The 24,089-nt window shown below is 71.3% G+C and carries 19 protein-coding genes and 1 pseudogene; 13 read left to right on the forward strand and 7 right to left on the reverse strand.

Going from position 1 to position 24,089, the window contains the following annotated elements; translation table 11 throughout:
- The first annotated feature begins 66 nt into the window (after positions 1–66).
- Both M8C17_RS30530 and M8C17_RS30535 read left to right on the forward strand, forming a co-directional pair.
- On the forward strand, positions 67–960 hold the full coding sequence (locus M8C17_RS30530) for an NUDIX domain-containing protein (protein WP_252420114.1): 894 nt from the start codon (positions 67–69) through the stop codon (positions 958–960).
- A gap of 346 nt (positions 961–1,306) precedes the next feature.
- Positions 1,307–2,245, forward strand: coding sequence for a phosphatidylcholine/phosphatidylserine synthase (locus M8C17_RS30535; RefSeq protein WP_252420072.1), 939 nt, complete (start codon positions 1,307–1,309; stop codon positions 2,243–2,245).
- Positions 2,246–2,308: 63 nt separating this feature from the next.
- Here M8C17_RS30535 and M8C17_RS30540 read toward each other — a convergent pair whose 3' ends face one another.
- The 3 genes and pseudogenes from M8C17_RS30540 to M8C17_RS30550 all read right to left on the reverse strand — a co-directional run bounded on the left by M8C17_RS30540 (position 2,309) and on the right by M8C17_RS30550 (position 6,207).
- The gene (locus tag M8C17_RS30540) at positions 2,309–3,562 is read right to left on the reverse strand and encodes a phosphatidylserine decarboxylase (RefSeq protein ID WP_252420073.1); all 1,254 of its coding nucleotides are present in this window, start codon (positions 3,560–3,562) and stop codon (positions 2,309–2,311) included.
- 564 nt (positions 3,563–4,126) lie between these two features.
- Positions 4,127–4,372: pseudogene (locus tag M8C17_RS32375) on the reverse strand (hypothetical protein); the annotation flags it as partial.
- Complete coding sequence (locus M8C17_RS30550) at positions 4,369–6,207, reverse strand: PspC domain-containing protein (RefSeq protein ID WP_252420074.1); 1,839 nt, start codon at positions 6,205–6,207, stop codon at positions 4,369–4,371. The pseudogene M8C17_RS32375 and the gene M8C17_RS30550, both read right to left, overlap by 4 nt.
- 160 nt (positions 6,208–6,367) lie before the next feature.
- Here M8C17_RS30550 and M8C17_RS30555 point away from each other — a divergent pair, with 160 nt between their 5' ends.
- The 3 genes from M8C17_RS30555 (at position 6,368) to M8C17_RS30565 (ending at position 9,643) form a co-directional block, all read left to right on the forward strand.
- Entirely contained in the window at positions 6,368–7,636 is a 1,269-nt protein-coding gene (locus M8C17_RS30555) for an ATP-binding protein (RefSeq protein WP_252420116.1), read from the forward strand.
- Positions 7,637–7,638: 2 nt separating this feature from the next.
- Positions 7,639–8,325: a response regulator transcription factor gene (locus M8C17_RS30560; protein ID WP_252420075.1), complete on the forward strand. Its 687-nt coding sequence runs from the start codon at positions 7,639–7,641 to the stop codon at positions 8,323–8,325.
- A gap of 190 nt (positions 8,326–8,515) precedes the next feature.
- Complete coding sequence (locus M8C17_RS30565; RefSeq protein WP_252420077.1) at positions 8,516–9,643, forward strand: Cys-Gln thioester bond-forming surface protein; 1,128 nt, start codon at positions 8,516–8,518, stop codon at positions 9,641–9,643.
- Between the two features lie 102 nt (positions 9,644–9,745).
- On the opposite strand, the gene M8C17_RS30570 is transcribed toward M8C17_RS30565, so the two are convergent.
- Positions 9,746–10,480, reverse strand: a complete 735-nt coding sequence (locus M8C17_RS30570) for a PIG-L deacetylase family protein (RefSeq protein WP_252420079.1) — start codon at positions 10,478–10,480, stop codon at positions 9,746–9,748.
- A 433-nt stretch (positions 10,481–10,913) separates the two neighbouring features.
- On the opposite strand from M8C17_RS30570, the gene M8C17_RS30575 reads away from it, so the two are divergent.
- The 5 genes from M8C17_RS30575 to M8C17_RS30595 all read left to right on the forward strand — a co-directional run bounded on the left by M8C17_RS30575 (position 10,914) and on the right by M8C17_RS30595 (position 16,649).
- Positions 10,914–12,551 (forward strand): ABC transporter substrate-binding protein, encoded by a 1,638-nt coding sequence (locus M8C17_RS30575; protein WP_252420081.1) that lies wholly within the window; start codon positions 10,914–10,916, stop codon positions 12,549–12,551.
- 149 nt (positions 12,552–12,700) lie between these two features.
- A complete protein-coding gene (locus M8C17_RS30580; RefSeq protein WP_252420083.1) occupies positions 12,701–13,627 on the forward strand; it encodes an ABC transporter permease in 927 nt (308 codons plus the stop codon).
- On the forward strand, positions 13,620–14,588 hold the full coding sequence (locus tag M8C17_RS30585; RefSeq protein ID WP_252420085.1) for an ABC transporter permease: 969 nt from the start codon (positions 13,620–13,622) through the stop codon (positions 14,586–14,588). Before M8C17_RS30580 ends, M8C17_RS30585 begins: the two co-directional genes overlap by 8 nt.
- Before the next feature lie 26 nt (positions 14,589–14,614).
- Positions 14,615–15,643: an ABC transporter ATP-binding protein gene (locus M8C17_RS30590; RefSeq protein ID WP_252420118.1), complete on the forward strand. Its 1,029-nt coding sequence runs from the start codon at positions 14,615–14,617 to the stop codon at positions 15,641–15,643.
- Positions 15,636–16,649 (forward strand): dipeptide ABC transporter ATP-binding protein, encoded by a 1,014-nt coding sequence (locus M8C17_RS30595; RefSeq protein WP_308209607.1) that lies wholly within the window; start codon positions 15,636–15,638, stop codon positions 16,647–16,649. The genes M8C17_RS30590 and M8C17_RS30595 overlap by 8 nt, the downstream gene beginning before the upstream one ends.
- Before the next feature lie 86 nt (positions 16,650–16,735).
- Here the strand turns inward: M8C17_RS30595 and M8C17_RS30600 are convergent, their stop codons facing one another.
- A complete protein-coding gene (locus M8C17_RS30600) occupies positions 16,736–17,131 on the reverse strand; it encodes a chorismate mutase (protein WP_252420086.1) in 396 nt (131 codons plus the stop codon).
- A gap of 290 nt (positions 17,132–17,421) precedes the next feature.
- Here M8C17_RS30600 and pcrA point away from each other — a divergent pair, with 290 nt between their 5' ends.
- The gene (gene pcrA / locus M8C17_RS30605) at positions 17,422–19,827 is read left to right on the forward strand and encodes a DNA helicase PcrA (RefSeq protein WP_252420087.1); all 2,406 of its coding nucleotides are present in this window, start codon (positions 17,422–17,424) and stop codon (positions 19,825–19,827) included.
- Positions 19,828–19,895: 68 nt separating this feature from the next.
- Here the strand turns inward: pcrA and M8C17_RS30610 are convergent, their stop codons facing one another.
- Positions 19,896–20,657 carry a peptidoglycan DD-metalloendopeptidase family protein gene (locus M8C17_RS30610; RefSeq protein WP_252420088.1) on the reverse strand — a complete coding sequence of 254 codons (762 nt, stop codon included), beginning with the start codon at positions 20,655–20,657 and terminating at the stop codon, positions 19,896–19,898.
- A gap of 273 nt (positions 20,658–20,930) precedes the next feature.
- Positions 20,931–21,638: a peptidoglycan DD-metalloendopeptidase family protein gene (locus tag M8C17_RS30615; protein ID WP_252420089.1), complete on the reverse strand. Its 708-nt coding sequence runs from the start codon at positions 21,636–21,638 to the stop codon at positions 20,931–20,933.
- A gap of 434 nt (positions 21,639–22,072) precedes the next feature.
- Here M8C17_RS30615 and M8C17_RS30620 point away from each other — a divergent pair, with 434 nt between their 5' ends.
- Both M8C17_RS30620 and sucC read left to right on the forward strand, forming a co-directional pair.
- The gene (locus M8C17_RS30620) at positions 22,073–22,477 is read left to right on the forward strand and encodes a cobalamin B12-binding domain-containing protein (RefSeq protein WP_252420090.1); all 405 of its coding nucleotides are present in this window, start codon (positions 22,073–22,075) and stop codon (positions 22,475–22,477) included.
- Between the two features lie 432 nt (positions 22,478–22,909).
- The gene (gene sucC / locus M8C17_RS30625) at positions 22,910–24,088 is read left to right on the forward strand and encodes an ADP-forming succinate--CoA ligase subunit beta (RefSeq protein ID WP_252420091.1); all 1,179 of its coding nucleotides are present in this window, start codon (positions 22,910–22,912) and stop codon (positions 24,086–24,088) included.
- Position 24,089: the final 1 nt, after the last annotated feature.

The following is a 24,089-nucleotide window of genomic DNA, read 5'->3' on the forward strand; positions in this document are numbered from 1 at the left end:
GACGGCGATAACTTCATGATCGACGGCTGGGTCGGGGCCGGGCAGCGGGAGCGGGGGCGGGGCGGGATGGAACTGCGGCGGGTTGCTGCCTACGGGGTTCTGTGGGAGTCGGGGCGGGTTCTGGTTTCTGCGGAACACCTGGCGCGGGGGGTTTGGGGGGTGCCGGGTGGTGTGGTGGCGCATGCCGAGCATCCGGAGCACACGGTGGTCCGGGAGGTTGCTCGGCAGACCGGGCTGACCGTGACGGTGGGGCGGCTGCGGGCGGCGATCGCCGACGTGGTCACCTACCCGGAGGACGACGTCGCGCTGCACACCGACCGGTTGGCGTTCGAGCTGAGCGTGCGCGGCGGCACCCCGCACGACGCCGTGGACGGTCGGACCGACCAGGCCCGGTGGGTCACCCCCGCCGAGGCCGCCCGCCTGCCGATGGCGCCGTTCAGCGCCGAACTGCTCGGCCTGCCGGTCACCCCGCTCCCCGCCGGGACGCACCGACCCCGCGAGCCGTTCCCGCCGACGCACCCGGACCGCCGGCTGCGCTTCGGGGCGTACGGGCTGGTGACCGACCCGGCGGGACGGGTCCTGCTCACCCAGATCGCCGAGGGCTACCCGGGGGCCGGCAGGTGGCACCTGCCCGGTGGCGGCACCGACCACGGCGAGCAGCCGACCACCGGGCTGCTCCGGGAACTGGTGGAGGAGGGCGGTCAGCTCGGCCGGGTCGTGGAGCTGCTCGGCGTGGACAATCTGCACAACCCCGCCGCGTTCGGCCCGGAGGGTCGTCCCCTGGACTGGCACGGCGTACGGGTGATCTATCGGGTGCTGGTGGACGTACCCACCGATGCGGTGGTCACCGAATCCGCCGGCGGCTCGACGGCCCGAGCGGGCTGGTTCACCCCGGCGCAGACCGCCGACCTGCCGTTGACCGGGATCGCTGCCTCGGCAATCGGACAGCTGGGTCGATAGCACTCGGCTCGGTGAGCCGAGATGGTGACCCTCCGGTACAGTCGAAGGAGGGAATGGTGGAGGAAACGGGCGATGAAGCCCGGCATGGGAATAAGAGAGCGGTTCGAGCGGTTTAACCCAGTTACAAGTACCGCCGGCAGCTATCGCCAAGTCCTGTTCCCCTATGCGATGGTGTACTCCGCAAAACGGCTGCCGGGCCACGCAAGGTCCGGCACGAGACAGCCGGACACCCGCCCCCACGGCGGTCAGCTGATCCGGTTATGGAGGAAACGTGCCGAGAGCCCCCTGGCGCCGGCGTCGTACGACTGACAGTCCGCGCCCCGCAGGGCGTCGCTGGGCGGGCAGGTTGCGCCGCAGCAGCACGTTCGCCCGCCAGGTGCTGCTGGTCCGGGTGGGTCGCCGCGACGGCGACCTGCACACCACCGACGTGGCGCTGCCCGAGCACCGGTACGCCGAGCGGCAGCGCCGCCGCTACGGCCTGGACCGGCTCGGCCGGTCGTCGCTCGGCACCCGTCGGGCGGAGATCGAGGCGGTCGTGCCGGTCAGCCCGGCGCTGCCGCCGATGGCACACGCCGACGAGGCTTCGGCCGGGTCGATCCCCCTGCTTCCCGGTGAGCGCACCGTCGCCCGCCGGATGAAGTTCGGCCTGGTCAACGCGTGCACCCTGGCCAGCCTGATGCTCGGCATGCTCGCGATCTTCCAGGCCATGCAGGGTGAGGTGCGCATCGCGGCGCTCTGCCTGATCGCCTGCGTCGCCTTCGACGGCCTGGACGGCGCGCTGGCCCGTCGGCTCGGCGTGGCCAGCCCGTTCGGCGCACAGATGGACTCACTGGCCGACATGTGCTCGTTCGGCCTCGCCGCACCGGTCGTGGTCTACGCCTCGCTCGCCGGCTCCGTCTCGACGGCCGCGGCGGCGGTGGCCTGCGCCCTGGTCGCGGCGTGCGCCGCGATCCGGCTGGCCCGCTTCAACGTCTCGCCCAAGGACGGCCGCTTCTTCTGCGGGGTGCCCACCACCATGGCGGCGGCGGTGCTCGCCGTGACCGTCGCGATCGGCCTCCCGGTGCCCGGGCCCGTGCTGGTCGCCGGGGTGGCGCTGCTCGCCTTCGCGATGGTCTCCAGCTTCCCGTACGCCAAGCTCGCCCGGCTGGTCAAGCTGCCGCCGTGGCTGTGGCTCGCCCCGGTCATCGGCGCGCTGGTCGACATCCGGCTCACGTTCGCCCTGATCGTGGTGGGTTACCTGGTCAGCGGGCCGGTGCTCTGGCTGCGCCAGCGGCGTACCGCCTGATCCACGCGAACGAAAACGGGGCGCCGCTGTCAGCGGCGCCCCGTTTTCCGTCTGTCGATCGCGTCAGCGCCAGCGCGCGATGACCGTGGACCCGCCGACGACCTTGTCGCCCGGCCCGACCAGCGGCTCGGCAGCCTCGGCCGGCAGGTAGACGTCCGTCCGGGAGCCGAACCGGATCAGCCCGAAGCGCTCACCCTTCGCCAGCAGCGCGCCGATGGGCGCGCGCTGCACGATCCGGCGGGCGATCAGCCCGGTCCGCTGCGCGACCACCACCGTGCCGCGCGAGGTGTCCAGCACGGTGTACGCGGCCACGTTGTGCTCGGCGTCCGGCTTCATGGCGTTGACGAAGCCGCCGTCGGCCACGAAGTAGTCCACCACCTTGCCCGCGACCGGAGCCCGGTTGACGTGCACGTCCAGCACCGACAGGAAGACCGCGACCCGCAGCCACTCGCCGTCGCCGAAACGCTCGTCGTGCAGCCGCTGCACCGACAGGACCTGCCCGTCGGCGCTGGCGACCACGGCGTTCGGGTCCTCCGGCACGTCCCGCTCCGGGTCGCGGAAGAACGCGGCGACCGGCCCGGCGGCCAACGCCGGCAGCAGCCAGAGCTTCGACGAGGGACGCGCCACCCGGGCCAGCACGGCCAGGCCGAGCGTGATGCCCGCCGCGGCCACCCCGTTGGAGTCGATGTGCATGCCCCGGGTCAGCGGCACGCTCGACGGCCGGTGCGCCGGCGCCAACCGGTCGGCCGAGGCCGCGCTGGCCGGGGTGAACCGCAGCCGGTAGACCCGTACCGGCGGCGAGTTGCGCAGCACCAGGTCGGCGCCGACGCCGTAGAGGGCGTCCTGCCGGGCCAGCTCGGCGGCGGCGCCGGCGGTCCGCCCGGGCGTGGCTGTGGTGGCCACGCTCAGAACCGCACCGTCGGCGAGGTACTTGGCCATGCCCTCGATGCCGCTGCGGGTCTCCTCGGCCGTGCCGGTGAACGCCTCGCCGGCGATGACCACCCCGGCGGCCTCCGCCTCGGCCAGCGAGTCGACCACGCGCACCCGGTCGGCGACCCACCGGCCCTGGGCGGTGACGTGCTCGCGGAGCACGGTGGCGCCGGACGACTCGGCGGGCACCACGGTCAGCCGGTCGCCGGGCAGCAGCGCCTCGATCGCCGCGGCCAGCACCGCGGACTCCGGGCTCGCGCCGACCAGCAGGGCGACCTTGGGATCGTTGATCCGGGCCAGCTCGGTGACGAGCGTCCGGGCGGCTCGCTCGCCGATGCGGACCGGACCGGACCGACCGGTGGAACGCACGGCGGGGGACTGGGTCATGTCGGACGGGCTCCTGACGGGGTAGAGACGGGAATCGCGGCGGGACCGCCACGGCGGGACGGGCCGGCCGGCGGAGGCGAAATCTCCACCGGCCAGCATATGCGCCTGCCCGCGCCGGCCGCACCGCCGTAGCGGTCAGGATGGCCGACGCGGGCAGGCGCAGGATCAGGACTCCCGTCGCTGACCCTCCCGTTCGTCCCCCTGGTGGTCGCCGCCGGGCTCGACCGGCCGGTCGATCAGGGTCGGCTCGTCGGCCGAACCGGCGGGGATTCCGCTCGTCGGCTCGTCGGTCTCGTCGCCGGGCCGACCGGAGATCGGCGCCGTCTCCGGCTCGGACGGCGCGTGGGCCAGCCAGGCCGGGTGGATCACCTCCGCTGTCGGCGTCTCCGGCGCCCGCATCTCGGTGGTCGGCGCTTCGGGTGCCCGCAGCTCCGTGGCCGGCGCCTCCGGGACCTGCATCTGTGCGGTCGGGAACTCCGATGCCGGTCTCGGCGCAGGGGCGTCCCAGGTGGAGCGTTCGGCTTCCCAGGCGGGCAGGCCCGCGCCGGACGTCGGCGCGGAGGCCCCGGAAACCGGCGCGGCCGGCTCGGTCGAGGCGGCCTGCCCGGTCGGCTCCGGTTGGCTCGGCCGACCGGACCGCAGCGCGCCCACCAGCCCGAAGACCCCGATCAGGATCAGCGCGCCGGCCAGGAACCAGCCGACCGGCGGCAGGGCGAGCCCGAGCAGTTGGGCGAGCAGCCACCAGGCCGACAGCGCCAGGAACACCAGCCCGAAGGCGAACGACACCAGATCCGTACGGTGTGCCTTCACCGGGTCACCTCCAGGTTGCCCGCATTGACGTGGATGTACAGGCGGAGCGTCCCGCCCCCGGCGCCGTCCGCGCCGAGATCGGTGGACTCGCGCAGGCGGCCGTCCAACCCGCCGGACCGGTTGCCGAAGATGGTGGCGTCGCCCGCGTTGACGTCGGCCACCGTGGTGACGTCCACGTTCGGCGGGACGACCACGGTCGCCTGGCCGAAGTTGATCGCGACGGTCACCTGGCTCTCCCGCTTGGAGAAGTCGATGGCGCGCAGGTCGAGCACGGCGTCACCGAAGCTGTTCTCGTACCGGTCGGCGAGGTCGCGGTAGTCGGTGGGCGCCCAGGTCACCGCGCCGTCGACCCCGCGGATCCGGTCGTAGGACTCGGCGACCGTGGCCGTCCCCAGTGCGGCGACGGTGACCAGGCCGAGGGCGATCAGCCAACGTGCCCGGCCGAACCAGCTGCCGACCAGCAGGCCCAGCCCGATCGTGGCCAAAGCGGCCGCGAAGTACGCCGACGCGCCGACGTCGAAGACGTCCAGCAGGTCGAGCAGGGCGACCACGCCGAGGGCCAGGAAGATCAGCGAGAAGGTCACCGCGCCCAGTGGCGACCGCTCACGGGGACGCTTCGGCGGCTTCGGTGGCTTGGGCGGGGGGTACGCGGCCGGGGCCGGCGAGGCGTACGGGCCGTGCGGCGCGAACGGCGGGCGGTATCCGGTCTGCGGTGGAGGTGGTGCGACGGGGTAGCCGGACGGGGCGGTGGGGGCGCCGGTCACCGGTGCCGACGACCAGCCGGTGCTGGGCACGCCGGTGCTGGGCCAGGCCGGTGCGGCGGGTGCCGGCCAGCCTGCCTGTGGACCCGTGTCGGACGGTTGCCCGGACACCGGACCGGTCCCGGACACCGGCTGCGCGCTGGCGAACGGCTGCGCACCGGCGGCCGGCTGTGCGCCGACGACCGGCGAGGGCGCGGTCGGCGGCACGCCCATGGTGTACGCCGGGTCGCCGCCGGCCAGGGGCGCGGTCTGCAGCGGGCCGGCGGGCGGCACGGTGCCGTACGCCGGTGCCGGCCAGGCGACCGGCGGGACCGGCCCGGGTGGCGGACCGACCGGTCCGGCGGGCGTCGGGCCGCCCGGCGTGCCGGCCTGTGGCCCTCGGCTGTCCCGGTTGAGCAACAGTGCACCGCCGATCAGGATGGCCGCGCCGAGCAGCACGGCGCGGAAGGCGTCGGTGACGATGTAGCCGAAGCTGGCCGCGACCAGGATGCCCAGGATGATCACGGTCACCGGCGACATGCTGGACCGGCCGCGCCCGAGCATGGATTCCACCGGGGACGCGGTGTCACCCTCGTTCGGGATGATCAGCCAGGCGGCGACGTACACCAGGATGCCGATGCCGCCGAAGAACCCGAGCACCGCGAGGAGCACGCGCCAGAGCACCGGATCGGTGTTGGTGGCGCGGCCGATCGCCGCGCAGACCCCCGCCAGGTACCGCCCCTCGCGCGGGCGGACCAGCCCGTACCGCGAGGTGAAGCCGGCACCGCCCAGCGGCGGTGGCGGCGCCGACGGCCCGGGTGGTGTGCCTGTGGCCCCTCCCGCTCCGTAGCCGGTGCCGGCGGCGAAGCCGACGCCCGGCCCGTAGCCCGCGCCGCCGGGGCCGTGGCCCGCTCCCGGGTCGCCCGGTGCCTGGTCGGCTGCCGGGCCGGTGCCGTACCCGCTGGCCGCGCCGGTGGGCGGGCCGAACGTGGTGGGCTCGGTCCAGCCGGCGGGTGTCGCGGCTGGTGAGGGCGGTGATGCACCGCCCGGCTGTGCCGGCCCGGGACGGGGCGGCGGGGCAGCTTCCTCGGTCATGTCTCGATCCTGCTGCCCCGTCCGCCCGAACGACCTCAGGACCCGACCCTGACCCCACCCTGAGATCCGGGCGGCTGGAATGTCGGGGGCGTCCCCGTGGTCGCGGGCGCCGCAACGTGTGACGATCGGATCCACCGAGCTCGACCAGCGCACCCCCACCGTGACCAGGGAGCCTCCGATCAGCACCTTGACCCCGCCGCCCCCGCGCCTCTACCGCGCCCCCGAGCACCGGATGGCCGCCGGCGTCGCCGCCGGTATCGCCGACCACCTCGGCATCTCGGTGCTGCGGGTGCGGGTGGCGTTCATGGTGCTGCTCGGGTTGAGCGGGCTCGGCCTGCTGCTCTACGCGGCCTTCTGGGCGGTGGTGCCGCTGCGGCCCGGCGACACGGCGGTGCCGCCCCGGCGGGACGTGGCCCAGCTCCTGCCGTTCGTGGGTATCGGGCTCGGGGTCCTGCTGATCCAGGTGATGGTCTTCGACTCGGTCGGCGCGGCGGGCACCGCCGGCTGGCTGGTGGCGATCATCGCGGTCGGCGCCGGTGTCATCTGGCACCAGTCCGCGCCCGAGCGGCGCCGGCGGTGGGGCGACACCATGCCGGTGCCGTGGCTCGGCGCGGTCGTCGAGGAGAGTGACCGGCGGGCCTTCGTGCTCCGGTTCATCGGCGGCGGGGTGCTGGTCGCGGTCGGCATCATCGGCGTCGCGGCGGTCTACTCGCCGGCGCAGAACTTCGACGCCGTCATCAACGGCGTGATCTTCGCGCTGGTGGGGCTGGCGGGGGTCGGCGTGGTCGCCGCGCCGGTGCTCTGGCGGACGTACAGCCAGCTCCGCTCGGAACGCGAGGGACGCATCCGCGAACAGGAGCGGGCCGAGCTGGCGGCGATGGTGCACGACCAGGTCCTGCACACGTTGGCCCTGATCCAGCGCAACGCCTCCGACGTCAAGACGGTGCAGCGGCTGGCCCGGGGGCAGGAGCGTTCGCTGCGCAACTGGCTCTACAAGCCCACCGCGTCACCGAACGAGCGTTTCGCCGCCGCCCTGGAGCAGGCCGCGGCCGAGGTCGAGGACACCTTCGCCATCACGGTGGAGGCGGTCGTGGTCGGTGACCGGGAGACCGACGAGCGGGTCGGCGCGCTGGTCGCCGCCGCCCGGGAGGCGCTGGTGAACGCGGCCCGGCACGCCGAGGTGCAGACGGTGTCGCTCTACGCCGAGGTGGAGCCCGATCAGGTCAGCGTCTTCGTCCGGGACCGGGGAAAGGGCTTCGACCCGGATACCGTGGAGGACCACCGGCACGGCGTACGCGGCTCGATCATCGGGCGGATGAAGCGGCACGGCGGACGGGCCGAGATCCGGTCCGGACCGGGGGAGGGGACCGAGGTCCGGTTGATCCTGCCGATCTCCCGGGACTCCTCCGCAGCTGAGAGGAACAGATGACCATGGCCGAGCAGCCGATGGAGCACCTCGACCCGGCGGACGCCCGCCCCGAGCGGCTACGGGTGTTCCTGGTGGACGACCACGCCATGTTCCGGGCCGGGGTGCGTGCGGAACTCGGCGCCCACGTAGAGGTGGTGGGCGAGGCGAGCACGGTGGCCGAGGCGGTCACCCGCATCGCCGCCACCGGGCCGGACGTGGTGCTGCTCGACGTGCACATGCCCGACGGCGGTGGTCGCGCGGTGCTGGAGGCGATGCGGCGCAGTCACCCGCAGGTCAAGTTCCTGGCGCTGAGCGTCTCCGACGCGGCGGAGGACGTGATCGGGCTGATCCGTGCGGGTGCCCGGGGATACGTCACCAAGACCATCTCGCCGGACGAGCTGACCGCGGCGATCCGCCGGGTCGCCGACGGTGACGCCGTGTTCAGCCCCCGGCTGGCCGGGTTCGTGCTGGACGCCTTCGCCGCCCGTCCGGACGCGCCGGTCGCCGACCCGGAGCTGGACCAGCTCACCAACCGGGAGCGGGAGGTGCTGCGGCTGTTGGCTCGGGGGTACGCGTACAAGGAGATCGCGAAGGAGCTGTTCATCTCCATCAAGACGGTGGAGACGCACGTGTCGAACGTGCTGCGCAAGCTCCAGATGTCCAACCGCTACGAGCTCTCCCGGTGGGCGGCGGACCGCCGCCTCGTGTGACCAATTCCTCTCCCCTGGCAATTGGGGCACATGAGACGGATGCCGCCGCCGGGGGCTGACAAACGATCAACCGTCGTCCCATAATGCCCCGGTCCCGTCTCCGCGCGCGGGTGGTGCGCATCCCGCGGAGGCTGTGGCTCACGTGTGCCCGCGTCTGCGGGTCACTCTGGGGAGAGGTGCACGAATCTTGATGCTCGGACAACGAGGACGACGCTGGGCGCGGGTCGCGCTGGCGGCCGTCGCGGGTGGCGCGCTGGCGCTCGGTGTGGCCAAGGCGGTCGATGGCACCGATGTCACGCTGAAGCTCAACGGCAAGCAGCGCACCACGTCTGCGCTCGCGCTGCGGATCGACGGCAAGCTGGTGCCGGCGTTCTGCATCGACTACCACACCAGCGTGAAGCTCGACGGTAAGTACGAGGAGGGCACCTGGGACGAGTCCCAGGTGAAGAACCTCGGCAAGGTGCAGTGGGTGCTCACCCACGGCTACCCGAACGCCAACTCCACCGCGCTGCTCGCCGCCGCCGGTGTCACCACGAAGGTCGGGCAGAAGCGGCTGGACACGCTGCTCTACTTCGGCACCCAGACCGCCGTCTGGCACTTCAGCGACGGGGTCAAGCTGGGTGCCTGGGAGAAGGGCCTGCTCGCCCGCGACCAGTACGACGTGATCCAGAAGGTCCGCGACTACCTGGTCAAGAACGCCACCGACCAGCCGGAGCCGCGGGCCGAGCTGTCGGTCGACCCGGCCAACGCCACCGCGACGGTCGGCGGCAAGGCCGGCCCGTTCACGGTGAAGGGCCCGGCCGGTGCCATCACCATCGCGGCCACCGGCGGCACCGCTGTCGACGCCGAGGGCAAGCCGGTCACCACGACCACCAACGGTGGCCAGTTCTGGCTGTCCGCCGACGGTGCCGGCACGGTCAACGTCACGCTGACCGCGCAGGACTCGGTCTCCTTCGGCCGGGTGTTCCTGTTCACCGGCAAGACCGCGGCGCAGAAGCTGATCCTCGGCGGTAGCACCGGTGCGACGGTCACCGCCCGGGCGCAGGCCGGGTTCACCGCTCCGACGCCGTCGGCGTCCCCCTCGACGCCGGCCGCGACCCCGAGCGCGACTCCGTCGCCGGCCACCCCGTCGGCCACTCCGACGGACTCGTCGCCGGCGAGCCCGGCGCCGTCCACCTCGCCGGCGAGCAACGGCGGCGGCCTGCCGCTGACCGGCTCGCCGATCGCGACCGCGGCGACCGTTGGCGTGCTGCTGCTCGCCGCGGGTGCGGTGACGGTCCTGATGGTCCGCCGCCGCAAGGTGCGCTTCACCGCCTGATCCGCTCCGGCTCCACCATCGGCCCCGGCTCCGCCCCGCGCGGTGTCGGGGCCGATGCCGTCCGGGCCGGGTGCCGAGGGCCGCCGCGCGGGTGGGGGTGGCTCAGGTGGTGCGGAGCACGGTGAACGCCTCGGCCAGCCGGCCGGGCGGCAACCCCGCGTCGGCGGCGACCACGGCGAGCCGTTCCTGGATCCAGGTCGGTACGTCCAGGTGGGCGGTCTGTGACCGGTGGGCGCGCAGCGCCGCGACCTTGCGGTCGTACCGGTCGGTGATGTCGACGGCGTGGTCCGGGTCGGGGCCGCCGGCGTACCAGACCTCCCGGACCACCCACGGTTCCAACCCTTCGGCCAGCAGTTCCGGGAACGCGAACGGGTTGCGCGAGTCCGGGTAGATGGCGCAGGTGGTGGCCTCGCCGACGGCCAGGTGGTCGGGGTGGCTCGGCCCGGTCAGCAGCTCCCAGCGTCGCAGCGGTGAGCTGGTCAGCACCCGGTCCGGCCGGAATCGGCGGATGGCCGCGGCGATGTCCCGGCGCAGCTCGAGCGTGGGGGTGAGCATGCCGTCGGCGTACCCGTCGAGGAAGTCGACCTGTCGTACGCCCACCTCGGCCGCCGCGGCCCGCTGTTCCGCCTCGCGCAAACGGGGCATTTCGGCGCGTGGGGTGTCGTCGAAACCGCCGGCGTCGCCCCGGGTGATGATCAGATAGCCGACCTCGATACCCTCATCCACCCAGCCGGCGATCGTGCCCGTGCAGCCGAAGTCGACATCGTCCGGATGGGCAAAGACGGCGAGCGCTCGGCGGACGTCGGACAGCACCGGAGCGGAAGCGGGGAAGCTCACAGGACCCGAGCCTACGCGGGTCGCCGCAGCCCGGCCGGACCGAGTCTTTCCTGCTCAGAGCTGCCTCACTCGACCTTTTTATGATCATTTTTCAAGTATCGGCAACGTGGCGGGCAACTAACGGCTTGATAACGGCACCTTCACGGAAGCGGCCAGTGGGTGTCACAGTGGCAGCACCTCACCCTCGGTGTGTGGCACTCCGTACGCTCCACGACCACGACCTCTGCTGTTTCGGCGGTGGTTCGTGGCTGTGCCGCCTGCGTAGGGCTGCGCCTCGTCGGTGAGGGAGCCCGGCGGATCGGAACATCAGGGGTGTCCCCAACTTCCCTGTGGTCCCGGCGACCCGCGCCCCGGGGTGGTCGGGCGGTGTCACCCCCAGACGTGCGTGAAACCCACGACGGAACCAGGTCTTAGAAAGAGGAGGCCCCTCGGAATGAGAGTCTCGAAGCGGGCGACGAGCGCGATCGCGCTCAGCGCGGCTGCCGCGCTTGTCGCGAGCGGTTGCTCGAGCGGTGAGGGCGACGGCGACGCCGCCGCCAGCAAGGACGGCTCGATCGTCATCCACGGCGTCCAGCCGGAGAACCCGCTGGTCCCGTCGAACACCACGGAGACCGGTGGCGGCAAGGTCATCGACTGGCTGTGGACCGGCCTGGTCGAGTACCCGAACGACGGTGGGGCCCCGCGCAACGCGCTGGCCGAGTCCATCGACACCAAGGACTCCAAGGTCTTCACGATCAAGATCAAGAAGGGTACCAAGTTCCACGACGGTACCGAGGTGAAGGCGAAGAACTTCGTCGACGCCTGGAACTGGGCCGCCTACTCGCCGAACGGTGCGCAGAACGGCACCTTCTTCTCGGACATCGCGGGCTTCGAGCAGACCTACACCTCCGACCCGGACGGCGAGGGCCCGCAGAAGGCCCCGGCGCCGACCGCCGAGAAGCTGTCCGGTCTGAAGGTCGTCGACGACCAGACCTTCGAGGTCACCCTGTCCGCGCCGACCGCGGTCTTCCCGACCAAGCTCGGCTACAGCGCCTTCATGCCGCTGCCGGACGTGTTCTTCACGCAGAAGCCGGAAGAGTTCGGCAAGAAGCCGGTCGGCAACGGCCCGGTGAAGTTCGTGTCGTGGGAGGACAACGTCCTCATCAAGCTGACGCGCTTCGACGACTACAACCTGCGCGACAAGATGAAGCTCAAGGACGTCGACGTCAAGCTGTACCAGGACGAGAACGCGGCCTACAGCGACCTGCTGGCCAACAACCTCGACTTCATGGAGACGGTCCCCACCTCGGCGCTCGCCGGTGACAAGTGGAAGACCGACCTCGGTGAGCGGGGGCTCTCGACCACCACGCCGTCGACCGCGCTGATCGCGTTCCCGACCTACGACAAGCGCTTCCAGAACCCGAAGCTGCGTCGTGCGGTGTCGCTGGCGATCAACCGGCAGGAGATCTCGGACAAGATCTTCTTCGGTACCCGCAAGCCCGCCGACAGCTGGGCGAACCCGCTTACCCCGGGCGCCAAGCCGGGTAACTGCACCGCCTGCAAGTTCGACGCGACCGAGGCCAAGCGGCTCCTGACCGAGGCCGGTGGCTTCACGGGCGAGATGGTCTTCTACTACAACGCCGACTCCAGCCACGCTGACTGGATGCAGGCCGTTGCGCAGCAGGTCAAGACCAACCTGGGCATCGAGGCTCGCGCCGAGGGTGTGCCGACGTTCGCGGTCTTCCGCCAGAACATCAACGCCCACAAGATGACCGGCCCGTACCGTGCCGCCTGGCAGCAGGACTACCCGGACGTGGAGAACTGGGTCAACCCGCTCTACGTGACTGGTGGTTCCTCGAACGACGGCCTGTACAGCAACCCGCAGGTCGACGCCCTGGCCAAGCAGGCCAGCGCCGCGCCGAGCCTGGAGGCCTCGCACGAGGCGTTCTCCAAGGCCGTCGAGCTTGTCGACCAGGACGTCCCGAGCATCCCGATCTACTTCTACGGTCAGCAGTCCGGCCACTCGGAGAAGATCAAGAAGCTCGAGCTGAACAACGTCGGCGAACTCGACATCACCTCGGTCGAGCTCTGATCCGAACGGTCTGACCCCGGGTCGGGCTCGCCACATCCGGTGAGCCCGACCCGGGGCCGTTCCGCGAGTGGGTGTTACAACACTTCACTCGCCACGTTGTCACCACCGTGTCGGCCGTCCGACGCGCCCCCTGTCTGGAGGACCACCCCATGGGCCGTTATCTGTTGAGACGGCTGCTCCAACTCGTGCCGGTCTTCATCGGTACGACGTTCCTGATCTACGCCCTCGTCTGGGCCGTTCCGGGCGATCCGTTCGCCGGCAAGTGCGGTGAGCGCCGCTGCCCGGACCAGTACATCGCCTTCATGACTGAGAAGTACCACCTGGACCAGAACGTCTTCGTGCAGTACGCGAACTACATGAAGAACCTGCTCCAGGGCGACTTCGGTCAGACGTTCTCGCAGCGCGAGATCAGCGACATCATCCTGACGTCGTACCCGAACACCCTGAAGCTGGCCCTGGTGGCGCTCGCCATCGAGGCCGTGATCGGCCTCGGCGCCGGCGTGCTGACCGGTCTGCGGCGCAACGGTTTCCTGGACAACCTGGTCCTGGTCTCCACCCTCTTCCTGATCGCGCTGCCGGTGTTCGTCGTCGGCTTCGTGCTCCAGTGGCTGCTGGGCGTGCAGTGGGGCATCATCAAGCCGACCGTCTCCTCCGAGATGCGGCTCTCCGAGCTGATCGTGCCGGGCTTCGTGCTCGGTAGCGCGTCAGTGGCGTACATCGCCCGGGTGGCGCGAACGAGCATCGCGGAGAACCGCCGCGCCGACTACGTGCGTACCGCCATCGCCAAGGGCCTCCCGATGCGCCGGGTGGTGGGTGTGCACCTGCTGCGCAACTCGCTCATCCCGGTGGTCACCCTGCTCGGCACCGACCTCGGTGCCCTGATGGGCGGAGCGATCGTCACCGAAGGCATCTTCGGCATCAACGGAATCGGCCGGCAGGTCTTCCGCGCGATCGTCACCAAAGAGAGCGCTACCGTGGTAGGGATCGTGGTCGTCCTGGTGCTGGTCTATCTCGTGATGAACCTGCTGGTTGACCTGCTCTACGCCGCCCTGGACCCGAGGATCCGCTATGAGTGACCCGAGTACCGCATCGATCGTCAGCACCCCTCCCGCGCAGCCGACCGACGCCGGCGCCTCCACCGCCCCGGGGCCGCAGAGCAACGAGAAGCCGCGTGGCCTGCTCGGTGACGCCTGGCGGGACCTGCGCCGCAAGCCCCTGTTCTGGATCTCGGCCACCCTGATCGTCATCTTCCTGCTGATGGCGGCCTTCCCGGCGCTGTTCGCACCGGGCGCCGACGCGGTCAACGGTTCGCTGTCCCGGAGCCTCAACAAGCCGGGCGCGGACGGCTGGTTCGGTTACGACGTGCAGGGGCGGGACGTCTACGCCCGGGTCATCTACGGCGCGCGGGCCTCCATCGTGGTCGCCGTGCTCTCCGTGGTCGGCACCCTGCTGGTCGGCGGCACCATGGGCATCATCTCCGGCTACCGCGGTGGCTGGGTCGACGGTCTGCTGAGCCGGATCGCGGACGTGTTCTTCGGCCTGCCCTTCGTGCTCGGCGCGATCGTCATCCTCACCACGTTCAACGGTTCGGGCTCGGGCAACAGCAAGGCCCAGATCATGGGCCTGGTGATCGCCTCCCTGACCGTGCTGAGTTGGCCGGTGGTCATGCGGCTGATGCGGTCCTCGGTGCTGGCCACCAAGGAGGCCGACTACATCGTCGCCGCCCGTGCGCTGGGCGCCGGCACCGGCCGGATCATCCTCAAGCACCTGCTGCCGAACTGCCTGGCCCCGCTTCTGGTCTACGGCACGATCATGGTCGGCTCGTTCATCGGCGCCGAGGCCACGCTGTCGTTCCTGGGCGTCGGCCTGAAGTCGCCGGTGGTGTCCTGGGGCATCATGATCAGCGAGGGCCAGCAGTTCATCCGGGTCGCGCCGGGGCTGGTGTTCTTCCCCGCCGCCTTCCTCGTCACCGCTGTTCTGAGCTTCGTGATGCTCGGTGAGGCGGTCCGCGAGGCCCTCGATCCGAAACTCCGCTAGGGGAGATCCAGTTGTCCGACATTCTCGTGTCCGAGCAGTCCGCGCCGGGAACCGGCGGGTCCGGACGTCCCTCCGGCCGGCTGCTCGAGGTCGACGACCTGCGGGTGGAGTTCCGTACCCGGGACGGCGTCGCCAAGGTCATCAACGGGGTCACGTACCACGTCGACGCGGGGGAGACCCTCGCCGTGCTCGGCGAGTCCGGCTCCGGCAAGAGCGTCACGGCGCAGACCATCATGGGCATCCTCGACACCCCGCCCGGGTTCGTCACCGGCGGGCAGGTCCGCTTCCACGGCAAGGACATGCTCCGCATGTCCAACGAGGAGCGCCGCCGCATCCGCGGCGAGGGCATCGCGATGATCTTCCAGGACGCGCTCTCCGCGCTGAACCCGGTGTTCACCGTCGGGTTCCAGATCGCCGAGCAGTTCCGGGTCCGCCGGGGCATGGGCCGCGCCGATGCCAAGAAGCGCGCGATCGAGATGCTCGACCAGGTCAAGATCCCGAACGCCAAGAGCCGGTTCAACAACTATCCGCACCAGTTCTCCGGCGGTATGCGGCAGCGCGCGATGATCGCGATGTCGCTGGCGCTCGACCCGGAGGTGCTGATCGCGGACGAGCCGACCACCGCGCTCGACGTGACCGTGCAGGCCCAGATCATGGACCTGCTCGCCGAGCTTCAGCGTGAGCGGCAGATGGGCATGATCCTGATCACCCACGACCTCGGCGTGGTCGCCGACGTCGCGGACCGGATCGCCGTGATGTACGCGGGCCGGATCGTCGAGGAAGCCGACGTGTACGACCTGTACGCCAAGCCGGCGCACCCGTACACGATGGGCCTGATCGACTCGATCCCGCGCATGGACGAGAAGGGGCAGCAGCTCCGGACGATCAAGGGTCTCCCGCCGAACCTGATGAACATCCCGCCGGGCTGCCCGTTCAACCCGCGCTGCCCCATGGCTCAGCCGGTCTGCCGGGAGAAGATCCCGCCGCTGCTGCAGGTGGGTCACGCCCGGGCCAGCGCCTGCCACTTCGCCGAGGAGCTGGTGAACCGTGACTGACAACATCCTCGAGGTCCGTGACCTCGTCAAGCACTACCCCGTCACCCAGGGTGTGGTGTTCAAGAAGACCGTCGGTCAGGTCAAGGCGGTCGACGGGGTCTCGTTCGGTCTGCGTACCGGTGAGACCCTCGGCGTGGTCGGCGAGTCCGGCTGCGGCAAGTCGACCCTCGCCCGGGTGCTGATGAACCTGGAGAAGCCGACCGCCGGCAGCGTCGTCTACAAGGGCCAGGACATCTCCAAGCTCTCCGGTGGTGCGCTGCGGCGCCTCCGCCGGCAGATCCAGCTGGTGATGCAGGACCCGTACACCTCGCTCAACCCCCGGATGACCGTCGGCGACCTGATCGGTGAGCCGTTCGAGATCCACCCGGAGGTGGCGCCCAAGGGCAGCCGCCGGGCCAAGGTCCGCGAGCTGCTCGACCTGGTCGGGCTCAACCCGGAGCACATCAACCGGTACCCGCACCAGTTCTCCGGCGGTCAGCGCCAGCGCATCGGCATCGCCCGGGCGCTCGCGCTGCGCCCCGAGGTGATCGTCTGTGACGAGCCGGTGTCGGCGCTGGACGTCTCCATCCAGGCCCAGGTGATGAACCTGCTGGAGCAGCTCCAGGGCGAGTTCGGGCTCTCGTACGTCTTCATCGCGCACGACCTGTCGGTGGTCCGCCACCTGTCGGACCGGGTCGCGGTGATGTACCTCGGCAAGATCGTCGAGATCGGCACCGAGGACGAGATCTACGAGCGGCCGACCCACCCGTACACCCAGGCGCTGCTGTCGGCGGTGCCGGTGCCGGACCCGACCCAGCGGCACAACAAGACGATCATCCGGCTCACCGGTGACGTGCCGTCGCCGATCAGCCCGCCCTCGGGCTGCCGGTTCCGGACCCGCTGCTGGAAGGCGCAGGACGTCTGCGCCGAGCAGGTCCCGCTGCTGGAGATCCGGCGGGGCTCGGACCACCCGAGCGCCTGCCACTTCGCCGAGCGGCGCGAGATCGTCGCCACCCACGAGGTGTGAACCGCTGAACCACCGGAACCGCCTGCCGACGTCATCGCGACGACGGCAGGCGGTTTCGTCTGTCCCCGGGGCGGCCGGGGTGGGGCTCACAGCGGGCCGCGGCCCGCGCGGAGCAGCAGCAACGCCAGTTGGGTGCCGTCGGCGCCAAGTGCGCCCCGGAAGCGCTCCAGGATCTCCCGTTCCCGGGAGAGCACCAGGCGGGTGCCGCCGGAGGCCATCCGGGTCGCGCCGACCTCCTGGGACAGCGCGGCCCGTTCCTGCCACAGCGCGATCAACGCGTTGTCGATCTCGTCGATCCGTTCTCTGATCTGCACGATCCGCGCGGCGGCGACCGGCTCCGCGGTGCCCGTCCGTGCCTCGGCCGGCCCGCCGTCCCCGGCCGGCGGTGTCGTCGCCACCACCGGCTCGTTCCCGTTGGTCGAGGGCTGCTGCGCCCCCGGCCGGACCGGGCCGTCGCTCTGCTCCGCCACGTCTGTCATCATCGGGCACCTCTCGCACTGTGGTGCCCCGGTGCCCGGATCCCGGGACAGAAAAGCCCCGGACTCCAGGAGCCCGGGGCTTTTCGCAGGTCTGATCGATCAGGCGCGACCTACGGCAGCCGGACTCCCGGTGCCGTAGTAAAAGTAGTAGCGCTGAGCGAACACGCCGTCGAGTATGCCCATGCGGGCCGCCCGCGCGCAAGCGGTTCGACCGGTCGGCGCGGTGCGGGGGCGCCGACCACGACACCGCGCGGTCGGGAAGTGTCCGGCCCCGGGCATAGACTTGGCGGGCGATGCATCCTCTCTTCGACATCCCCGCGTCCCCGCCTGCGCCGGAGTCCGCGCCGGCTCGCCCGGACCGGCCCCGGCCGGCCGCCGTTCGCCTCGATCCGCAGCAGCTGCTCGCCGGGCTGAACGGGCCGCAACGCGACGCGGTCACCCACGCCGGCTCGCCGCTGTTGATCGTGGCTGGCGCCGGTTCCGGCAAGACCCGGGTGCTCACCCACCGGATCGCCTACCTGCTCGCCGCGCGGGACGTGCACCCCGGGGAGATCATCGCGATCACCTTCACCAACAAGGCGGCCGGTGAGATGAAGGAGCGGGTGGCCTCGCTGGTCGGCCCGCGGGCCCGGCTGATGTGGGTGTCGACGTTCCACTCGGCGTGTGTGCGGATCCTGCGCGCCGAGCACGAGCACGCCGGCCTCAAGTCCACCTTCTCGATCTACGACGCGGACGACTCCCGCCGGCTGATGCAGCTCGTCACCCGCGAGCTGGACCTCGACCCCAAGCGCTACCCGGCGCGCGGGCTGGCCGCCCAGGTCTCCAACCTCAAGAACGAGCTGGTCGACCCGGAGCAGTTCGCGGAGCGGGCCAAGGGGCCCAACGAGCGGGCGCTGGCCGAGGCGTACACGCTCTACCAGCGGCGACTGCGCGAGGCGCACGCACTGGACTTCGACGACCTGATCATGACGACGGTGCACCTGCTCCAGTCCCATCCGCACGTCGCGGAGAGCTACCGCCGCCGGTTCCGGCACGTCCTCGTCGACGAGTACCAGGACACCAACCACGCGCAGTACACGCTCATCAAGGAGCTGGTCTCCGGCACCGAGGGGCTGGAGCCGGCCGAGCTGTGCGTGGTCGGTGACGCCGACCAGTCGATCTACGCGTTCCGGGGCGCCACGATCCGCAACATCCTGGAGTTCGAGCGGGACTTCACCGACGCGCGGACGATCCTGCTGGAGCAGAACTACCGCTCCACCCAGACCATCCTCAACGCGGCCAACGCGGTGATCGACCGGAACACCTCGCGCAAGCCCAAGCGGCTGTGGAGCGAGGCCGGCGCCGGCGAGCGGATCGTCGGCTACGTGGCCGACACCGAGCACGCCGAGGCGGACTGGGTGGCCCGGGAGATCGACCGGCTGGTCGACGCCGACGAGACCCGCCCCGGCGACGTCGCCGTCTTCTACCGCACCAACGCCCAGTCGCGGGTCTTCGAGGAGGTGTTCATCCGCGTCGGCCTGCCCTACAAGGTGGTCGGCGGGGTGCGCTTCTACGAGCGCAAGGAGGTCCGCGACGCGCTCGCGTACCTGCGTTCGGTGGTCAACGACGACGACACGGTGAGCCTGCGGCGGGTGCTGAACACACCGCGCCGGGGGATCGGCGACCGCGCGGAGGCGTGCGTCGAGGCGCTCTCCAGCCGCGACCGGATCTCCTTCGGCGCCGCGCTGCGCCGGGCGCGCGAGGCGCCGGGCATCTCCAGCCGGGCGGCCAACGGCATCGCCGACTTCGTGGCGCTGCTCGACGACGCTCGCGCGCTGGCCGAGACCGGCACCCCGGAGGAGGTGCTGGAGGCGCTGCTGACCCGCTCGGGCTACCTCACCGAGCTGGAGGAGAGCCTGGACCCGCAGGACGCCGGTCGGGTGGACAACCTCCAGGAGCTGGTCAGCGTCGCCCGGGAGTACACCGAGCGGATCGAGGCGCTGGGCGAGGAGGGGGAGCGGGCCACCCTGGCCGGCTTCCTGGAGCAGGTCGCGCTGGTCGCCGACGCCGACCAGATCCCCTCGGACGACCCCGACCATCAGGGCGTGGTCACCCTGATGACGCTGCACACCGCCAAGGGCCTGGAGTTCCCGGTGGTCTTCCTGACCGGGCTGGAGGACGGCGTCTTCCCGCACCTGCGCTCGCTGGGCGACACCCGGGAGCTGGAGGAGGAGCGCCGGCTGGCGTACGTCGGCATCACCCGGGCCCGGCAGCGGCTCTACCTCTCCCGGGCGGTGACCCGCTCGGCCTGGGGGCAGCCGGCCTACAACCCGCCGTCGCGGTTCCTGGAGGAGCTGCCGACGGAGCTGGTGCACTGGGAGCGCACCGAGGGGTCGTACACGTCGTGGGCCGGTGGGGGCGGCGGCGTCGGTGGGCGCGCGGACCGCGCGCCCGGTGGGCGAGGCACCTTCAACGGGGGTACGCCGAAGGCGGCCCAGCTGGCGAAGCGGCTCGGCGTGGACGCCAGCCGGCTGACCACGGCCAGCGAGTTGCCGCAGGGGCCGAAGGTGGCGGCCGGCGACCGGGTCAACCACCAGCGCTACGGGCTGGGGCGGGTGGTCACTGTCGAGGGGCACGGCCCAGGCGCCCGCGCGCAGATCGACTTCGGTGACCAGACGATGTGGCTGGTGCTGCGGCACGCGCCGATCGACAAGCTCTGACCGCAGCACCCCTACCTACCCAGAAGGGTGGCCTCCGCGAGTGCGGAGGCCACCCTTCTGCTTGCCGGCTAGCAGCCCAGGTCGACGCCGCGCGCCCGCATGAACGGTGCCGGGTCGATCTGGTTCCACATGCCCTGGTGCACCTCGAAGTGCAGGTGCGGGCCGGTGGCGTCACCGGTGGCGCCCTCGTAGCCGATCACCTGACCGGCCTTGACCTTCTGACCGACGGTGACCGCGATGCGGCTCTGGTGGGCGTAGTGGGTCAGGTAACCGTTGCCGTGGTCGACGAAGACGGAGTTGCCGTACCCGTCGGCGGCGTCGCCGGCCTGGACCACCGTGCCGGAGGCCGCGGCGTGGATCGGTGTGCCGGAGGGCAGGGCCAGGTCGATACCGGCGTGCAGGGTGCCCCAGCGCTGCCCGTAGCAGGAGGTGACCGCGGCGCCCGGCATCGGGTCGACCCAGGCGGGCGTGGGCCTGGTGGTCTTCTTCGGCTTCGGCTTCGCGGTGGCCGTCCTGGTCGGTGTCGGGCTCGCGCTGACCGCCGAGGGGCTCGGCGTCGGGCTGGCCGAGGGGGAGGCCGGCGCGTCCGACTCACGGGCGGCGCGGTCCGCGCGGCTGGCGGCCTCGGCACGGTTCTGCGCCTCAAGGGAGACGACGGCGGGCGCCGGGCGGTCCGACCCGGTGGTGGCGACGGCGACGCCGCCGAGGCCCAGGGCGACCAGGGCGGCCGCGCCGAGCACGATGAGCCGGTTCCGCCGGCCGGTGCTCGTCGGCCGCTCGGCGCCGGTGTCGGGGGTGTTCTCGTTCTGGACGGGGCTGTCTTCCTGCACGGCGGACCTTCACAGTCGAGGGGCACTTGACCTCGAAATACTGGTGTCGGCCAGGGTCGCGGCGGGTAGGGGGACCGAACGGGCGCCCGGCCGGCCGGACGTCTGCTGCCCGGGTATGACCCGGTGTGGGGCGTTCCGTCCGTAAAAGTGATCATGCTGGCTGGTGTCCCCGGTCACAGTCGGTGCTGTGACCCAGCAGACATCCGCATCCTGCGGGCAAGAGAAAACCGCCCGGATCAACAGATCCGGGCGGTCAACGGTCAGTACGCAGCGTCAGGACGCGGCTACCTCGCTGTAAATTGCCTCGACTTGCAGCTTGATGTCCACTCCGCGCTCCTGGAGGAACGGCACCGGGTCGACCGGCTGGCCCTTGACATGGATCTCAAGGTGCAGGTGGGTGCCGTAGGAGTGGCCGGTGTAGCCCACCAGCCCGAGCTGGTCGCCCGCCTTGACCTCCTGGCCCTCCTTGACGCTCAACGCGGAGGAGTGGCCGTAGATGGCCTCGCTGCCGTCGGCGTGCCGGACGATCACCGCCTGGCCGTACCCGCCGTACCAGCCGGCCTTGGTGACCACCCCGTCGTGGACCGACAGGTACGGCGTGCCCTCCGGCGCGACCAGATCGACGCCGGTGTGCATCTTGCCCCAGCGGACGCCGTAGGGGGAGTTGAAGTCGTAGCCCTGCAGCGGCAGGAGCCAGACCTCGGGCTCGGCCGCGTCCTTGCCCCGGCTGTCCCGGGAGGCGCGGTCGGCGTTGTCGGCACGGGCTGCCGCGTCCTGGCTGGTGGCCGACGCCTGCTTCAGCTCGTCGAGGACCGAGGAGCTGACGTCCTTGGCGTCCGGCATCGCGCCCGCGCCGAGCGCGACGATGCCGGCTCCGACGAAGGCGGTGGTGACGACCGCGGCGTAACGGCTACGCGGGGGGGTGGGTACGCGGCGACGACCGCGATATCTATCGGGCTCAGACGACAGGCGCTGGCGCACGCACACCCTCCGTTGTCGGGGTTCCGAAGCGGCCGGTGGACGTCTGGTGAACGTCCGCTGACCGCGTCGTCACCCGTCCATGGACCTGATGACAACCGTGGACACGTTAGCCAACCCCCAGGCGAGTCACAAGCCAGAGCGCAGAATTGGCGTGTCGATCTGTCCGTTTGTGTCCGTGGTTGTCACGCATCGTGACGCCAGACGGTGCCCTCGTTACTGCCCGTTCGTCGCCGAGCGTGACCGATCCGGCGGAGTCGTCCGGCTTGACGGGCGCATCGCCGGATGCCACTGGCGGGCTCGCCCGCACTCCCGGTGACACCGCCCTCCGGAGCCGATCGGCCGAACGGGTTTCCAGCCCGGATTTCCCGGGCCCGGTCGGCCGGGTTACCGTTCGTTCAGGTGAAGGCCGTGGAGCCGGTGAAAGGTGTGCGCTGATGAGCTCTCGTATTCGGGTCGTCGTCGCGAAGCCAGGTCTGGACGGCCATGACCGGGGCGCCAAGGTGGTCGCGCGAGCCCTGCGGGACGCGGGGATGGAGGTCGTCTACACCGGCCTGCACCAGACTCCCGAGCAGATCGTGGAGACCGCCATCCAGGAGGACGCCGACGCGGTCGGCCTCTCCGTGCTCTCCGGCGCGCACATGACGCTGTTCCGTCGGGTGCTGGAACTGCTCGGTGAGCGGGACGCCCGCGACATCGTCGTGTTCGGTGGCGGCATCATCCCCAACGGCGACATTCCCGAGCTGGAGAAGCTGGGCGTTGCCAAGATCTTCACGCCGGGCGCCACCACCGCGTCGATCGTCGAGTGGGTCCGGCAGAACGTCGCCCAGCCGGTCGCCTGAGCAACGCCGCAGCGGGATCGTCGGACGGGTCCGGGCACGGGGGAGGGGCCGGACGCACCCCTCACACGTCCGGCCCCTCTATGCACGATGCCCCGCCGCCACCCCTCGACCGACAGGGCATCGGCCGTCTCCCGTCATCGCGCTGTTCAGCGCTCCGACACCTGACTCAACGACGCCCCGACGGGCGGGTTACGCACCCCGGCCAACATCGCCCGGACGGTGGACGCCGCCCCCGACGTGGCCGGAACCGGCCGCCTCCGGTGCCCGGTTGTGCATTACCGCACACCGTGCACCCGCTCGGTTGCCGGCCGTGCCCACCTCGCTAGGCTGCGGCCAACGGCCTGTTTGAAGTGATGACAGGCGTCAAACTGTTTTCTGAACGCTGGTGGCGGCGCGACGGCGCGCCGCGGAGACGGGACGGGACGCGCAATCGTGGACCTGTACGAGTACCAGGGGCGGGACCTGTTCGAGCGGCACGGCTTGCCCGTGCTGGCCGGCGGCGTCGCCACTACCCCGGAGGAGGCCCGCGCGATCGCCGAACGCCTCGGCGGTCGCGTGGTCGTCAAGGCGCAGGTGAAGGTCGGCGGCCGAGGCAAGGCCGGCGGCGTCAAGCTTGCCGAGGGCCCGGATGAGGCGGTGGCCAGGGCCACCGACATCCTCGGCATGGACATCAAGGGTCACACCGTCCACAAGGTCATGATCACGGTGACGGCGGACGTGGCCGAGGAGTACTACTTCTCGTACCTGCTCGACCGGGCGAACCGCACCTTCCTCTGCATCGCCAGCGTGGCCGGCGGCATGGACATCGAGCAGGTCGCCGCCGAGACCCCCGACCGGGTGGTCAAGGCTCCGATCGACGCCGTCAAGGGCGTGGACGAGGCGAAGGCCCGCGAGATCGTCACCGCTGCCGGCTTCCCGGCCGAGGTCGCCGACCAGGTGGTCGAGGTGGCCGTCGGTCTGTGGCAGGCGTTCGTCGCCGAGGACGCCACCCTGGTCGAGGTGAACCCGCTGGCCAAGAACGGCGACGGGCGGATGCTGCTGCTCGACGCCAAGATCACGTTGGACGAGAACGCCGCGTTCCGGCACCCGGACCACGAGGCCCTGGTCGACCAGGCCTCGGTGGACCCGCTGGAGCAGGCCGCCAAGGAGAAGGACCTCAACTACGTCAAGCTCGACGGCGAGGTCGGCATCATCGGCAACGGCGCGGGTCTGGTCATGTCGACCCTCGACGTGGTCGCGTACGCCGGTGAGCGGCACGGCAACGTCAAGCCGGCCAACTTCCTCGACATCGGCGGCGGCGCGAGCGCCGCGGTGATGGCGAACGGGCTGGAGATCGTGCTCTCCGACCCGGCCGTGAAGAGCGTCTTCGTCAACGTCTTCGGCGGCATCACCGCCTGCGACGAGGTCGCCAACGGCATCATCCAGGCGCTGGCCCTGCTGGAGCAGCGCGGCGAGCAGGTCACCAAGCCGCTCGTCGTCCGCCTCGACGGCAACAACGCCGAGGCCGGCCGGGCGATCCTGGACAGCGCGAACAACCCGCTCGTGCAGCGGGTGGACACCATGGACGGTGCGGCCGAGCGGGCCGCCGAGCTGGCAGCTGCGGGGGTCTGAT

This window comes from Micromonospora sp. RHAY321 (assembly GCF_023896955.1).
Classification (GTDB): Bacteria; Actinomycetota; Actinomycetes; order Mycobacteriales; family Micromonosporaceae; genus Micromonospora.